Source organism: Agrobacterium sp. 22-226-1 (genome assembly GCF_053522345.1).
This window is the reverse complement of sequence record NZ_JBNWCP010000002.1, coordinates 401390-416782: the sequence shown is the minus strand read 5'-3', so window position 1 is coordinate 416782 and position 15393 is coordinate 401390. Positions and strand designations below refer to the sequence as shown.

At 61.2% G+C, this 15393-nt stretch carries 13 protein-coding genes; 6 read left to right on the top strand and 7 right to left on the bottom strand.

Features of this window, described 5'->3' with window-relative positions; translation table 11 throughout:
* Positions 1-30: 30 nt before the first annotated feature.
* Both ACQZ5K_RS04860 and ACQZ5K_RS04855 read right to left on the bottom strand, forming a co-directional pair.
* Positions 31-1185 (bottom strand): amidohydrolase, encoded by a 1155-nt coding sequence (locus ACQZ5K_RS04860; protein ID WP_448739741.1) that lies wholly within the window; start codon positions 1183-1185, stop codon positions 31-33.
* 60 nt (positions 1186-1245) lie between these two features.
* Positions 1246-2892 carry a GNAT family N-acetyltransferase gene (locus tag ACQZ5K_RS04855; protein WP_448739740.1) on the bottom strand — a complete coding sequence of 549 codons (1647 nt, stop codon included), beginning with the start codon at positions 2890-2892 and terminating at the stop codon, positions 1246-1248.
* Between the two features lie 234 nt (positions 2893-3126).
* Here ACQZ5K_RS04855 and ACQZ5K_RS04850 point away from each other — a divergent pair, with 234 nt between their 5' ends.
* Positions 3127-3861 carry an SDR family NAD(P)-dependent oxidoreductase gene (locus tag ACQZ5K_RS04850; protein WP_003524050.1) on the top strand — a complete coding sequence of 245 codons (735 nt, stop codon included), beginning with the start codon at positions 3127-3129 and terminating at the stop codon, positions 3859-3861.
* Between the two features lie 36 nt (positions 3862-3897).
* Positions 3898-5250 carry an aspartate aminotransferase family protein gene (locus ACQZ5K_RS04845; protein ID WP_448739739.1) on the top strand — a complete coding sequence of 451 codons (1353 nt, stop codon included), beginning with the start codon at positions 3898-3900 and terminating at the stop codon, positions 5248-5250.
* 39 nt (positions 5251-5289) lie between these two features.
* On the opposite strand, the gene ACQZ5K_RS04840 is transcribed toward ACQZ5K_RS04845, so the two are convergent.
* Positions 5290-5727, bottom strand: a complete 438-nt coding sequence (locus ACQZ5K_RS04840) for an EamA family transporter (RefSeq protein WP_059758266.1) — start codon at positions 5725-5727, stop codon at positions 5290-5292.
* A 183-nt stretch (positions 5728-5910) separates the two neighbouring features.
* A complete protein-coding gene (locus ACQZ5K_RS04835) occupies positions 5911-7257 on the bottom strand; it encodes a dicarboxylate/amino acid:cation symporter (RefSeq protein WP_448739738.1) in 1347 nt (448 codons plus the stop codon).
* A 236-nt stretch (positions 7258-7493) separates the two neighbouring features.
* Between ACQZ5K_RS04835 and ACQZ5K_RS04830 the strand changes: the two genes are divergently transcribed.
* Together ACQZ5K_RS04830 and ACQZ5K_RS04825 are read left to right on the top strand one after the other, a co-directional pair.
* Entirely contained in the window at positions 7494-9335 is a 1842-nt protein-coding gene (locus ACQZ5K_RS04830; protein ID WP_448739737.1) for a sensor histidine kinase, read from the top strand.
* A 1-nt stretch (position 9336) separates the two neighbouring features.
* Positions 9337-10701: a sigma-54-dependent transcriptional regulator gene (locus tag ACQZ5K_RS04825; RefSeq protein WP_448739736.1), complete on the top strand. Its 1365-nt coding sequence runs from the start codon at positions 9337-9339 to the stop codon at positions 10699-10701.
* A gap of 89 nt (positions 10702-10790) precedes the next feature.
* Here ACQZ5K_RS04825 and ACQZ5K_RS04820 read toward each other — a convergent pair whose 3' ends face one another.
* Complete coding sequence (locus tag ACQZ5K_RS04820; protein ID WP_059758240.1) at positions 10791-11267, bottom strand: BA14K family protein; 477 nt, start codon at positions 11265-11267, stop codon at positions 10791-10793.
* 179 nt (positions 11268-11446) lie between these two features.
* Between ACQZ5K_RS04820 and ACQZ5K_RS04815 the strand changes: the two genes are divergently transcribed.
* The gene (locus ACQZ5K_RS04815) at positions 11447-12157 is read left to right on the top strand and encodes a GntR family transcriptional regulator (protein WP_003519916.1); all 711 of its coding nucleotides are present in this window, start codon (positions 11447-11449) and stop codon (positions 12155-12157) included.
* 46 nt (positions 12158-12203) lie between these two features.
* On the opposite strand, the gene ACQZ5K_RS04810 is transcribed toward ACQZ5K_RS04815, so the two are convergent.
* Both ACQZ5K_RS04810 and alr read right to left on the bottom strand, forming a co-directional pair.
* Positions 12204-13460, bottom strand: coding sequence for a D-amino acid dehydrogenase (locus ACQZ5K_RS04810; protein ID WP_448739735.1), 1257 nt, complete (start codon positions 13458-13460; stop codon positions 12204-12206).
* 7 nt (positions 13461-13467) lie between these two features.
* Complete coding sequence (gene alr, locus ACQZ5K_RS04805; protein WP_137004695.1) at positions 13468-14634, bottom strand: alanine racemase; 1167 nt, start codon at positions 14632-14634, stop codon at positions 13468-13470.
* Between the two features lie 127 nt (positions 14635-14761).
* Here alr and ACQZ5K_RS04800 point away from each other — a divergent pair, with 127 nt between their 5' ends.
* Positions 14762-15220 (top strand): Lrp/AsnC family transcriptional regulator, encoded by a 459-nt coding sequence (locus ACQZ5K_RS04800; protein ID WP_003500727.1) that lies wholly within the window; start codon positions 14762-14764, stop codon positions 15218-15220.
* Positions 15221-15393 lie beyond the last annotated feature (173 nt).

Here is a 15393-nt window from a genome sequence, read left to right as displayed (position 1 = left end):
CTGATCGCGGCTGGATAAAGCCGGCCGCCGCTATTTCGCGTCGGTGAGGTTGCGGATGATGCGCATGAAGATGCGCGCGCCGGTGCCGATCAGCGCGTCCGGGAAGTCGTAATCCGGATTATGCAGGTTGGGATAGTCCCGGCCTGCGCCAAGAAAGAACATCGCCGATGCAGAGACGGCGCGAAAGCGGCCGAAATCCTCGGAAGCCCGCATGGGCAGACCCTCCGAACCGTGGGAGATTTTCTCCTCGTCCAGCGCGCGCCGGATATATTCCACAGCGTCGGGTGCATTTTCGCAATGCAGGAAAATATCGTCATAGGAGATGTCGAGCGTCAGCTTCTGTTCGTCCGCCACCTTTTTAGCCAGAGTTTCCGCAGCCTCGCAGAGTTTTTCCATCCGGTCGTCGGTCAGTGTCCGCAGCGTCGCCCAGATTTCTGCATCGGCCGGGGAAATGCCGAAAGCGGCTTCGCCCATCACGGCATGGGTGATCGTCACCATCGAAAAATCGGGTTCGGGCGGGAAACCGGAGCCGAGTTCGGCCAAGGCCGGCATCAGCCGGGATATTGCCCGCATCGGGGAAATGCCATGTTCGGGCGAAGACGCATGCGCCGTCTTGCCGGAAAGGTGGATTTTGACCCCGCGCGACGCGCAGTTGACCGGTCCTTCCATGACGCTGACATGGCCGAAAGGCAGGCCGGGCAGGTTATGGAGCGAAAAGGAATAGTCCGGCTTTATCTGCCCAAAGCGCGGGTCGGCGAGGACGGCGGCGGCGCCCGCGCCGGTTTCTTCCGCCGGCTGGTACAGAAGGATGACGCGACCTGTCGCGGGCCGCTGCCGTGAAAGGCCAAGCGCCAGCGCCGTCAGAATGGTGGAGTGGCCATCATGGCCGCAAAGATGGCCCTTGCCGTCGGTGCCGGAGCGGTATTCGACGTCACTCTTTTCGTGAATGGGCAGGGCATCAAGTTCTGAACGGATCAGGATCGCCGGGCCGCTTTTGCCGCTCTCATAGACCGCAGCCACGCCGTGGCCGCCGAGATCGGCGAAAAGCCGGTCGGGCTGCGCCTGCTCGAGGAAAGCGCGGATGCGCCGCGCCGTTTCCTTCTCCTCGCCGGAGATTTCCGGATGACGGTGAAGATCATGGCGAAGCTCAATGAGATCGAGCATGTCCTTGTTGGTCAGAAACATCAAAAATCCTTGCAAGTCGTCCGGCCGGTTTTTCCTGCCGCAACTTACAGGGCGTTGCCTTTAATGCAAAACCTTTGGTGGGTGCCAGCGTTTGCCCGCCGCTTTCGGCTTGATGGCGAGCGTGACGACATCGGCTGGCAGCGGAACCTTGGCTTTTGCCAGTTCCAGCCGGGCAAGGGCTGCACGGGCCTTTTCCGCATATTCCAGATGTGCCGCATCGTCCGAATGATAGTGCTGCAGCCTGTCGAGGATTTCCGCACCCTCCATCGTTCTTTCGGCGGCAATCAGCGCCACGGCGCATTTGTAAAGCGCCTCCCGGTGGAAGGGCGCGCGATTGGTCACCTGGCGGAAGGCCTCGGATGCCTCGTGGTAATGCTGCTGCGCCAGCCGCGCCTCGCCGATACGCAGCCACAGGACGACGGGTTCCTGCCCGGCGGCCAGAAGGCTGAGAAAGGCGATTTCGGCCTCCCGGAATTCACCTCGGTCGAACAACAGATTGGCGAGCCCGAATTGCGCGCCGAGATGGTCCGGTGCCGCAGTCAGCACCTGGGCGAAGGCAATATTGGCGGCCGCCTTCTGGCCGGTCTTATAGAGTTTGAGGGCCTGTTCGTAGACAAAACGGATGCTGCGCGGGTGAAGCGTGCCGCCGAGATTGTCGCCCGAGCGGGTGCGGAACAGCGTGCAGCTCAGCTTCTGCTCCTCTGGCCCGAAGAAATATTTGTAGGGCTCGTTGCCGCGCAGGAAATCATAGGTTTTGAAACCCTGCTCGATTGCCCTGCGAATACAATGGCCATGCAGCACGAGGCCGGGGGAAGGGGTCTTCCAGTTCTCGTCGCGGCCGGTAATGTAGAACAGCACCGATTTCTTCTGGCGGTCGATGATATTGGCGAGCGCGCCGAGCGGCTGGTCGCCGAACCAGAGCACCGGCACTTCCAGATCGCCACGGATATAGACGTCCATCAGCATCTGCCGTGTCGCACCGATCAGGAGTTCCGTGCGTTCCTTGCCCTTGTGCGGCGCCCAGCGGATGCGCCAGAAATCGAACAGAATGTCCATATCCCGCTTGATTGTGTCCCTCGTTGCAAAGGTGATGCGATATTCGTCGCCGCCTTCCACTTTTCTCAGGAAACGCCTGAGCTTCTGTCGGGTCTGGCTGCTCATATGGCTGTCGAGATAGCCGTCGAACGTGTCCGGCAGGGCCACCACCGGGCAGATGCAATTGTTGATATTATAGGGATTGGTCGGCATGTTGTCGCGAAACATGACGAGCGGGCCCTGAAGTGCGCGGATCATCGCGTCGCGGCGCTCCGGCGGGCCGGAAAGATAATCGAGCTTCAGCTCGGTCCAGTTCTGCTGGCGGATATAGGAACAGAAACCGGCGACGGCGTGATTTTCATAGTCCGGCAGGGTGATGAAACCGGTGTAATCGGCCGCCGCATTGCCGGCCATGACGATGCTGTCGTGGAAGCGTCCGGTTTTCTTGTCCGGTTCGGTGACGATGCGCAGCGGGAAAAACGCCACATAGGGCGAGCCTTCCGCCCGTTCGCGCAGCGCAAGAATGAACCAGCGCCTGCGGCGCGGCATATAGTCCCTCAGCCACCCCCAGGAGAGGAAATGCCGGGCATGGGGATCGGCCATGAACACCGCATCCCAGTTTTCGCGGATCGCCTCGAAGCCGGCGTCCGTGTCGATGATATCGATGCGCATTCGTCCCCCTCCCAATACTAATCACACATTCGGGAGGCTTCATTTTATGGGTAAACGGTCGGCTTCAAATATTCCCTTCGGGTGAAAGCCGTGCATCAAATGGGATTAGCCCGTCGCCGATCCGCCATCGCTGCGCCGCGACAAAAAAGACCTTGTCAGCCGGTGGCAGCGCTCTAACATGCGGGGCTGAATGCGCGGCCGGCTCAACGGTCCGCATGGCACAGGAGTTCTCATATGGCTGTTCCTTATATGCTTCTGACCGGCGCAAGCCGCGGAATAGGGCACGCCACCGTCAAGCTGTTTCAGGAAAAGGGCTGGAGAATTCTCACCGTATCGCGGCAACCTTTCTCCGAGGAATGCCGTTGGCCGTCAGCGCGGGAGAGCCATATTCAGGCCGATCTGGAGGACCTGTCCCGCATTGACGATCTGGCGGACGAGGTGCGTTCACGCCTGCCGGAGGGAAAGCTTGCGGCGCTTGTCAACAATGCCGGAATTTCACCGAAGGGCGAGGGCGGTAGCCGTCTCGGTGTCATGGATACGACGGCGGAAATCTGGACGCGGGTGCTGAACGTCAATCTCGTTTCGACGGCGCTGCTTGCCCGCACGCTTTTGCCGGAACTGGAAGCGGCAAAAGGCTCCATCGTGAACGTCACATCGATTGTCGGCTCACGGGTGCATCCTTTTGCCGGCGTAGCGTATGCCACATCGAAGGCGGCGCTCGCGGCGCTGACGCGGGAGTTGGCGCATGAGTTCGGCCCGCGCGGCGTGCGCGCCAATGCGATTGCGCCGGGCGAGATCAACACCGCCATCCTCTCCCCCGGAACGGCGGAGCTGGTGGAAGCCCAGGTGCCGCTCGGGCGGCTCGGCACCACGGCCGAGGTGGCGCAGACCATCTATTTCCTCTGCTCGGAGCAATCGAGCTACATCAACGGCGCGGAAATTCACATCAATGGCGGCCAGCACGTCTGACACGCCGAGCATCAACCGAAAATGGAGCCTTCATCGATGACCATCCTGCCGAATTCCGTCGAGGCACGCGATATCGCCTATCAGATGCATCCGAATGTCAATCTGCGCAAATTCGAAAAGACCGGCGGTCTGGTGATCGAGAGCGGCGAGGGCATCTATGTCACCGACAGCAGCGGCAAGCGCTATATCGAGGCGATGGCGGGGCTGTGGTCGGTGGCGCTCGGCTTCGGTGAACAGCGGCTGGTGGAAGCGGCGACGAAGCAGATGCAGAAGCTGCCCTATTACCACACCTTTTCCTACAAGACCCACGGCCCGTCGGTCGATCTCGCCGAGCTGCTGATCGAGCTTTCACCGGTGCCGATGTCCAAGGTGCATTTCACCTCCTCCGGCTCGGAGGCCAACGATCTTGTCGCCAAGATGGTCTGGTATCGCTCCAATGCGCTGGGCAGACGAGACAAGAAGAAGATCATCGGCCGCATCAAGGGGTATCATGGCGTGACGATTGCTTCGGCCTCGATCACCGGCCTGCCGCGCAATCATGAAAGCTTCGACCTGCCGCTGGACCGCATGTTGCATACGGCCTGCCCCTCCTATGTGCATTTTGGAAAGGAAGGGGAGAGCGAGGCGGATTTCACCGCGCGCATCCTGAAGGAGCTGGAGGATCTGATCCTCCGCGAAGGCCCGGAAACCATCGCCGCTTTCTGGGGCGAGCCGGTAATGGGCGCCGGCGGCGTTCTCCTGCCGCCGGAAGGTTATTGGGAAGGCGTACAGGCGATCCTGAAGAAATACGATATTCTGCTTGTGGTGGATGAGGTGATCTGCGGTTTCGGTCGAACAGGCAAGATGTTCGCCTGCGAGACCTATGGCATCACGCCGGATGTGCTTGTCGTCTCCAAGCAGATTTCGTCGTCCTATATGCCGCTTTCGGCGATCATCATGAATGACAATTTTTACCAGCCGATTGCCGATGAATCCGACCGTATCGGCTCCTTCGGCCATGGTTACACCGCCTCCGGCCATCCCGTCGCAACGGCGGTGGGGCTGGAAAACCTGAAGATCATTCAGGAGCGCGATCTGGTCGGTAATGTCGCCCGGCTGGAGGGCAAGTTTCTCGATCATCTGAAGGCGCTGGCCGATCACCCGCTCATTCATTCCTCGCGCGGTATCGGCCTGATCGGCGCGCTGGAGGTGAAACCGTGGGAGGGTATGAAGCCGGGCGATACGACGCTCGCCCTTGCCGCGGCCATCGAAGAGGAGGGTGTCATCACCCGGCCCATCGGCGAATCCATCTGCTTCTGCCCGCCGCTCATCATTACGGCCGAACAGCTGGACGAGCTGTTTGCCGGTGTTAAGCGTGGTCTCGACAAGGTTACCGCCGCTCGAGGCTGAAGACCCTCGCAATTGTGCCGGCCGGTTTATCCGGCCGGCCTATCCCCGATAGGCCACAAGCACCGCGCCGCAGGCGATCAGCACCACGCCGAGCCAGTTGGGCAAAGACAGCCTTTCCCCCAGAAACAGCACCGCAAAGACGGCGACAAACACGACGCTCAACTTGTCGATGGGCGCGACGCGGGCGGCGTCGCCGAGTTTCAGCGCCCGGAAATAACATATCCACGATGCGCCGGTCGCCAGACCGGAGAGCACGAGGAACACCCAGGTTTTTCCCGAGATGGTGGAAGGCTGCTGCCAGTTGCCGGTGATGTAAACCATCAGGCCGGCGGCGGCGAGAATGACGACGGTGCGGATGAGAGTGGCGAAATCGGAATTGATATTTTCGACGCCGATCTTCGCAAAGATGGCGGTGAGCGCCGCAAAGGCTGCCGATAGCAGCGCCCAGAATTGCCAGGCTAGAAACAGGTTCTTCATGCCGCCACTCCGCTTATCGCATTGGTTACGCTTCGGCTCTACCGCATCTTCCGGCCGATAAAAACCCCGTTTGGTGGGTGCGAGCCTGAACGATGAAAGCCCGGCGCATCCAGTCGATGCGCCGGGCTTTCCATATGCGCCTGCCCGGAGAAACCGGGACAGGCCGGACCTTGGGAGGTCTTATTATTCGGCGGGCTGCACTGAGGCCGGAAGCTGATCCACATCGGCGATGCCGGTGAACTCTTCCTGGCCGCTCAGCACGCGGGCAAGCTGATCCTGATCCAGTTCGCCTTCCCAGCGGGCGACGACGATGGTGGCGACTGCGTTGCCGACGAAGTTGGTGAGTGCACGGCATTCCGACATGAAGCGGTCGATGCCGAGGATCAGCGCCATGCCGGCGACGGGAACCGAAGGCACAACGGAGAGGGTGGCCGCGAGCGTGATGAAGCCCGCGCCGGTGATGCCGGCTGCACCCTTGGAGGAGAGCATGGCCACCAGCAGCAGCAGGATCTGTTCGCCGAAGGAGAGGTGGATACCGGTCGCCTGGGCGATGAAGAGGGCCGCCAGCGTCATGTAGATGTTGGTGCCGTCAAGGTTGAAGGAATAACCGGTGGGGATGACGAGACCGACGACGGAGCGCTTGCAGCCCGCCTTTTCCATCTTGCTCATCAGGCCCGGCAGGGCGGCTTCGGAAGACGACGTGCCGAGAACCAGAAGCAGTTCTTCCTTGATATAGCGGATGAGCGCGACGATGGAGAAGCCGTTATAGCGGCATACCGCACCGAGAACCACGAACACGAACAGGAAGGACGTGACGTAGAAGGTGCCGATCAGCATCGCAAGGTTGGTGACGGAAGAGATGCCGTATTTGCCGATAGTGAAGGCCATGGCGCCGAAAGCGCCGATGGGGGCGGCCTTCATCAGGATCGCGACCAGCTTGAAGATCGGATACATCAGGGCGTGCATGAAATCGGTGACGGGCTTGCCCTTTTCGCCGACGATGCCGAGCGCGATACCGAACAGAACCGAGAAGAACAGCACCTGCAGAATGTCACCGCTGGCGAAAGCGCCGACGATGGTGGTCGGGATGATGTTCATCAGGAAGCCGGTGATGGTCTGCTCATGGGCCTTGTCGGCGTAGGTCGCGACTGCCTTTGCATCCAGCGTGGCGGGATCGATATTCATGCCCGCGCCCGGCTGCACGGTGTTAGCGACGATGAGGCCAACGATGAGCGCGAGCGTGGAGAATACGAGGAAGTAGATCATGGCCTTACCGGCCACGCGACCCACCTTTTTCATGTCGTTCATGCCGGCGATGCCGGTTGCGACGGTGAGGAAGATGACGGGAGCGATGATCATCTTGACGAGGCGGATGAAGCCGTCGCCGAGCGGCTTCAGCTGTTCGCCTAAGGCCGGATAGAAATGGCCGAGCGCGATACCGGCGATGATGGCCACCAGAACCTGGAAATACAGGTGCTTGTAGAATGGCTGCTTGGCGTGGCCCGCGGCCACGGCTGTCGTATCGATCATGTTTTTTCCTCCTCGGCCTCACCCTGCCTTTATTGGCCTCCCGGGATCGCCGTGACGTTGACGGCTTCGCGCCGATTGCGGAGTCATGTGCAATACGCATGCCAGACTTGCTTATTTGGTGTAATTGGCTGATTTCAAAAGCAGTTTTTATTGGCGCGTCATCCGCCCACCTGCATTTGTGCGGAATTCCGGACAAAATATCTTGCGGTCTGTGTGTAAATCCGCACAATTGTCGCATGACTTATCAGGATCAGGCATCTCATTCCCATGCGAAGCGACGGGCGCAATGGCTGGCGCTGGCGGGCCTGTGGCTGCTCGTCAGTCTTGGCGTTCTGCTGGTGGCCGATGAGTTCGCCCGCAATCAGGCGATGCGCATGGCCGGTTCCGAGGCCGCCACGGATGCCGAACTGAAGATCGCGCTCCTGAATGTCGCGCTGGAGCGGCCGCGCGCCATTCCGCTTGTCCTCTCCGGAGATCCCGATCTTGCCGCCGCGCTGGATGGCGGCGGTGCTCCTGCCCTCGACCGGTTGAACCGCAAGCTGGAGGGGCTGATTGAAGGCACACAATCCTCGGTGATTTATGTGACCGGGCCGACCGGATTGACCATCGCGTCGAGCAACTGGCGGCAGGACGACAGCTTTGTCGGCTCCAATTATGCTTTCCGCGAATATTTCCAGGCGGCGATGAAGACCGGCATGTCCGAACATTATGCTCTCGGCAATGTCAGCCGTCGGCCGGGTCTTTATATCTCCCGCCGCATCGACGCCGCCGATGGGCGGCCGCTTGGCGTCGTCATTGCCAAGGTCGAGTTCAACCGGCTGGAGACAGACTGGAACATCGGCGGCAAGCCGGTCTATGTGGTCGACAGAAACGGCGTCGTGCTGATGACCAGCGTGCCGGAATGGCGCTTCAAGACCGTTGCGCCGATCGATGAGGCGCGGCGGAAAATCATTTCCGAAAGCCTGCAATTCGGCAATGAGGCGCTTTCAACGCTGCCGTTTCGGGCGGCGCGGCGCGCGAGTGAGGGTGCTGCGCTCATTCATGTCGATGAGCCGGGGAGGGAGCGCGGCGATTATCTGCGGCTGGAAGTGCCGGTGCCGACCACTTCATGGACGCTGCATTATCTCCAACCGGTCGCACCGGCGCTGAACGCCGCCATCCGCGAGGGCAGGGTGGTGGCGCTGGCGACGCTGATGCCGCTGATGGCGCTTTCGGCCCTGTGGCTGTGGCGCAGGCACAAGGCGCTTAAGGAAAAGGAAGAGGAGCAGCGCGCCCGCACGGAGCTGGAAATGAAGGTGCAGGAGCGGACCCGCGACCTGACCAAGACCCGCGATCATCTGCAGGCCGAAATCGCCCTGCATGAAAAGACCTCGGGCGAGTTGCGCAATGTGCAGCACGAACTGGTGCAGGCCAACCGCCTTTCCATTCTGGGGCAGGTGGCGGCGGGTGTGGCGCATGAGATCAATCAGCCGGTCGCGACCATCCGCGCCTTTGCCGACAATGCCCGCACCCTGCTGAAACGCGACCGCATGTCCGAGGCCAACGAAAATCTAGAAAACATCGCGGCACTGACCGAGCGTATCGGCAACATTACCGGCGACCTGAAGATATTGGCGCGCAAGGGCCGCACCGCCGCCGAGCCTGTCAGTGTTCGACTGGTTATCGAAGGTGCGGTCATGCTGTTGCGCAGCCGCTTCTCCGGGCAGATGGATGCGCTGGATATCGTGTTGCCGGATCAGGACCTGAAAGTGCTCGGCAGCCGTATCCGGCTGGAGCAAATTCTCATCAACCTTCTGCAAAACGCGCTGGAAGCCACTGAAGAGACTGGGGCGGCCCGTGTCGAAGTGCGTGTGCGCGAGGAAGGCGACATGGTCGTGCTTTCCGTCAGCGACAATGGTACGGGCATTCCCGAAGCCATCCGCGCCCAGCTTTTTTCGCCCTTCAATACCTCCAAGGAGAGCGGCCTCGGCCTCGGTCTCGTCATCTCCAACGATATTGCTTCGGATTATGGCGGGCGTATCGAGGTGGCGAGCAGCAAGGCGGGCACATGTTTTTCCGTATTTCTGAAGCGAGCATGACATGACGGCGGATGGAACCATATTCCTGGTGGATGACGACTCCCAGCTGCGCAAGGCGATGGTGCAGACGCTGGAACTCGATGGATTGCCGGTCACGTCGTTTTCCCGCGCAGAACAGGCGCTTGCGGCTTTGAGCGAGGATTTCGACGGCGTCGTCATCACCGACGTACGTATGCCCGGCATGACCGGGCTGGAATTTTTCGACCATGTCCGCAAGATCGATGCCGATCTGCCGGTCATCCTCATCACCGGCCATGGCGATGTGCCGATGGCCGTCGATGCGCTTCACAACGGCGCTTATGATTTCATCGCCAAGCCATTTCCGGCCGAACGCATGGTGGAAAGCGCCCGCCGGGCGCTGGAAAAGCGCCGCCTCGTGCTGGAAAACCGCGCCCTTCGCCGGGCGGCGGGGCAGGCGGAGGACGATCTGCCGCTGATCGGCCAGACGCCTGCCATGGAACGCCTGCGCACTACGCTGCGGCACATTGCCGATACGGATGTGGATGTGCTGGTGGCGGGCGAGACGGGCAGCGGCAAGGAGGTGGTGGCGACGGCCCTTCACCGCTGGAGCAAGAAGCGCTCAAAGGGCAATTTCGTGGCTTTGAATTGCGGGGCGTTGCCGGAAACGGTGATTGAAAGCGAGCTTTTCGGCCATGAGCCGGGGGCTTTCACCGGCGCACAGAAAAAACGCGTTGGCCGCATCGAACATTCGAGCGGCGGCACGCTGTTTCTGGACGAAATCGAAAGCATGCCGCTTGCGGTGCAGGTGAAGATGCTGCGTGTGCTGGAAATGCGCGAGGTTTCTCCGCTCGGGTCGAATGAGGAACGGCCTGTCGATATTCGCGTGGTCGCGGCGGCCAAGGTCGATCTTGGCGATCCGGCCGAACGCGGCACGTTTCGCGAGGACCTCTATTACCGGCTGAATGTGGTGACGCTGTCCATTCCGCCATTACGCGAACGCAAGGCGGATATTCCGCTCTTGTTTTCCCACTTCGTCACCAAGGCCGCCAACCGTTTCAACATGCCGGTCCCGCAGATCAGCGCCGGCATTTCCCGCCGCCTCAATGACCACGACTGGCCGGGCAATGTGCGCGAACTCGGGCATTTCGCCGAAAGGGTGGTGCTGGGGCTGGAGACGGAGGCGGCGACCGCGCCTGCTTTACAATCCACAATCCCCGCGTCCGGCACCTTGCCGGAGCGCATGGACGAGATCGAGGCGCGTATCATTCGCGAAACGCTGGAACAATCGAATGGCGACGTGGCGGAAACCATCGCCACGCTCGGCATCGCCCGCAAGACCTTTTACGACAAGCTGCAGCGCCACGGCATCAACCGGGCGGATTATGTGAAGAGCGGCACGGCGTAAGTTGGCGCGGAGCGCGCATGGAAAAGCCGCGGACGTTTCCGTCCGCGGCCTGACAATAACGGTAATAACCGTGTTGAAGGTCTTCCCGATCAACCCGCGACGCAGAAATGACGCTGGCCGTCATAATCCGTATAGGTGCCGGTGCGGGTGTTGAAGCTGCGGTAACGCTGCGAGCAATAATCGTACCAGGCGTTGGTCCAGGGCTCGATGGTGCGATAGGTACGGCGCTGGTTGTAGACCGGGCGGCTATCGTAAACCGGCTGGGCGCGATAGACCGGTGCCGGGCGGTAAACCGGCTGCGGTGCTGCGCGGTAATAACGGTAATCCGGCTCTTCATCGACATAGCTCGGCTCGTCGACATAGACGCGCTCATCGTAGGCTGGCGCCGGGCGCGACATTGCGGAGCCGACGGCGACACCGGCGGCAAGGCCGAGCACGCCACCCAGAATGGCAGCATCGCGACGGTCGCGGCGGTCCCAGTCGCCGGCGGATGCGCTGCTCAAGGGAACAATGGTGGCGGCGGCGACAGCGATTGTCAGAACTGTTTTAGCTGCAAAGGACGACATGGTGTGTTCTTCCATACAGGTGGCAGGGCGCTGCCAGTTGCAAATTCGATGGTTAAGGAAATACAGCCCGGCTGCTGAACGGGCGCTGAATGAATTGTGGCAGACCGGCGGCGGCCCGCAATTCCTGTTTGCGCGCGACGCACTTCGCGCTAGAACTCAAGAACAAACAGGACGCACCGATGAGCCTTTCCCAGATAACCGTCAATTCCGACACCTCGCATGAAGACCGTGCCCAGGCCATTCGCGATACGCTGCGTGACGCCATTGTCGACCGGCGGCTGGCGCCGGGAACCAAACTGTCGGAATCGGAAGTGGGAACGCTGTTCGATGTCAGCCGTACGGTGGTGCGCGCCGCACTTCAGATGCTGGCCTATGAGGGGCTGGTGAAGGCCGAGCGCAACCGAGGCGCCTTCGTCTCCAATCCCACGCCGGATGAAGCGCGGCAGGTGTTCGCTTCGCGCCGGTTGATCGAACCCGGCGTCGTGGATGCCGCAATCGAAAAAATAACGCCTGCGGCGGTGAAACGGCTGCGTGAGCATCTGGTGCAGGAAAGCCGCCACCAGCACGAACGCGGCCCGAGCGCCAGGCGCGCGGAAATCAAGGCATCGGGCGATTTCCACCTGATGCTGGCCTCGCTTGCCGGCAATGCCATTCTGGAAAAATTCATGGACGAGCTGGTCGCCCGCTCGTCGCTGGTCATTGCGCTTTACGGGCGCTCGGGTGTTTCAAGCTGCGGGCACAATGATCATGCCGATCTCCTGGACGCGCTTGAGGCGAAAGATACGGCAAAGGCGCGTGCGCTGATGTTGCAGCATCTCGACCACATCGAGGCCGATCTTGACCTGCGCATGATGGAAGGTCTGGCGCTGAAGGATGCTCTGGCGCTTTGATCAACCGCCATCCCCGTCTTGTGGGACGGGGATGGCGGGTTACGTGTCAGGCGGCGTAACGGCTGATCGCCAGATCGTGCGTGTCGATCTCCGGCTTATTGCCGCTGATGAGATCGGCGAGCACCCGGGCGGAGCCGCAGGACATGGTCCAGCCAAGCGTGCCGTGGCCGGTGTTGAGATATAGATTGCTGTAGCGGGTGGCGCCGATGACAGGCGTGCCGTCCGGCGTCATCGGGCGCAGGCCGCACCAGAATTTCGCCTGGGTCTGGTCGCCCGCGCCGCCGAACAGGTCTTCCACCGAGTGGGCCAGCGTTTCCTGCCGGGCCGCTGGCAAATCCTTGCTGAAACCGGCGATTTCCGCCATGCCGCCGGCGCGGATGCGTGAGCCGAGGCGGGTAATCGCCACCTTGAACGTCTCGTCCATGACCGTGGAAACGGGCGCGCGCTCCTCGTTTACGATCGGAACTGTGATGGAGTAACCCTTGACCGGGTAAACCGGCAGGGTAAGGCCAAGCTGGCGCACGAACTGCGGCGAATAGCTGCCCAGTGCCGCCACGAAAATATCGGCCTCCACCAGCCCGCGGGTGGTCTCCACAGCCTTGACGCGCCCTGCCTCGACGATGGGGCGCATGATGCCGGTGTCGTAAAGGAAGGTAACGCCCGCCTCTTCGGCCATGCGGGCAAGTTCGGTGGTGAACATGAAGCAGTCGCCGGTCTCGTCGCCCGGCAGGCGCAGGCCACCGACGATCTTTTCCTTCGAAGGAGAAAGACCGGGTTCTATGGCGGCGCAGCCGTCGCGGTCGAGAATCTCGAAAGGCACGCCGCCCGCCGTCAGCACGTCGACATCCTTGCCGATGGCGTCGAACTGCTTCTGGGTGCGGAACACCTCCAGCGTGCCCTGCATGCGCTGGTCATATTCGATGCCGGTCTCTTCGCGCAGCGCCATCAGGCAATTGCGGCTATACTCGGCAACGCGCACCATGCGGCTTTTGTTGATGGCGTAACGCGCCGAGGTGCAGTTGCGCAGCATCTGGCTTATCCAGCGCCATGCGGCCGGATCGGCGGTCGGGCGGATGATGAGAGGCGCGTGTTTCATGAACAGCCATTTCATCGCCTTGACCGGAATGCCGGGCGCAGCCCAAGGCGAGGAATAGCCGGGCGAAACCTCGCCGGCATTGGCGAAGCTGGTTTCCAGTGCCGCGGCCGGCTGGCGGTCGATCACCATCACCTTGTGTCCGGCTTTGGCCAGATACCAGGCGGATGTCACGCCGACGACGCCGGCTCCGAGGATAGTGACGTTCATGATCGTCTCACTTGTGATTGACTGATGTTGAAGCGGCTGCCGGGGTTTCTCCCGGCTGAATGTAATTGCGTCGATAGCGGCGTCCGAGGCCGGTCAGGATTTCATAGGCGATCGTGCCCGCATCCCCGGCGATGTCTTCCAGCGTCTGGTCAGGCCCAATCATCTGCACAAGGCTGCCCTGGGTCAATGTTCCCTCGGGCAGGGCGGATATGTCGAGAATGATGCTGTCCATCGAAACGCGTCCCGCAATCGGCAGGCGCACGCCGTTATACCACGCTGCGCCGCGATTGCTGAGCGAACGCGGCAGGCCGTCAGCGTAACCGGCGGCGATGGTTGCCAGACGCGTGGGCCCGGCCGCTTCGAAGGAGCCGCCGTAACCGACCAGCGAACCGACGGGAACGGTGCGGGTCTGGATGACGGCCAGATCGAGGCGAACGACCGGCTTCATCGGGTTGGGGCGTGTAACGGACGGCGCGCCGCCATAAAGCGCGATGCCAGGGCGCAGCAGGTCGTTGTGATAATCATTGCCCAGAAAGATGCCGCCGGAATTCGAAAAGCAGACCGGCGCTTCAGGAAAGGCAATGGCGGCCTTACGCATCACTGCAAGCTGCGCGGCATTGGAGGCATGCTCCGGTTCATCGGCGCAGGCGAGGTGGCTCATGACGAAGGCGATGTCTATGCCATCCAGCAATTGCGGCCGGGAGGCGAGGATTTCGAGTTCTTCGGGCGAGAGGCCGAGACGGCACATGCCGGTATCGATCTGCACGGCGGCGGTGAGCGTCTTGCCAAGCTTCTTGGCGTGCGTCGACCATTGGGCGATCTGCTCCAGCGAATTCAGAACCGGGGTGATGGCCATGGCGGCGCAGGAGGTCTCATTGCCGGGCTGAAGACCGTTGAGAACAAGAATCCGCGCTTCTGCCGAAAGCCGCAGTCGCAACGCCAGCGCTTCATCGATATGGGCGACGAAGAAATTGCGGCAACCTGCCTCGAGCAGGACCTGCGAGACAATATCCGCGCCGAGACCGTATGCATCGGCCTTGACGACCGCTGCCGTCTGCGACGCAGGCGCCATGGCCGCAAGGGTCAGATAATTGTCGCGCAATGCGCCGAGATCGATGGTCAGATGACCGCTTGCACCACCGGCGGCCTGCTGGCGGCTGATCTGCATGTCCATGGTGGTTCACCCTCATTTTTATCCTATGAGGGTATTGCAACGATTGTCGAATTTCTTGGCGATTGTTCGAAGAAAATGCGATAGAATTCACAATGGCGCAATTTTCTTTTATTGATTGGAATCTTCTATGTCGTCACTCGATGCGACCGACCGCCACATCATCCGCCTGCTTCGGCTCAATGCCCGCATCAGCAATGCGAAACTCGCAGCAGAAGTCGGGCTTTCCGCATCCGCCTGTCTGCGCCGGGTCGACATTCTCGAGCGGGAAGGGATTATCCGCGGATATACGGCGCTGACCAGCGGCCTTGCCGGCGGCGAGGTGATTTCGGTCATCGTGCAGATCACGCTCGACCGCCAGACGGAGGATTTTCTCAACCGTTTCGAAAATGCGGTGCGGCGATATCCGGAAATCCGCGAATGTTATCTGATGACGGGCGGTTCGGATTATTTCCTGCGCTGCGAGGCGGAAAGTGCTGGGGATTTCGAGCGAATTCATAAGGAGATTCTGTCGAAGCTGCCGGGGGTTTCGCGCATTCATTCGAGTTTTGCGATCCGGAATGTGTTGGCGACGCCGAAGGCGCGGTAGCGTCGGAGTTCGCGGCTACCCCCTCTGTCCTGCCGGACATCTCCCCCTCAAGGGGGAGATCGGATGGGGCGACCGCTCGTTCCCTCGCAACCGTCTCACTATCAATAGCGTGGCTTACTGGAATGAGGTGAGCGGGCCACTTGTCGATCTCCCCCCTTGAGGGGGAGATGTCC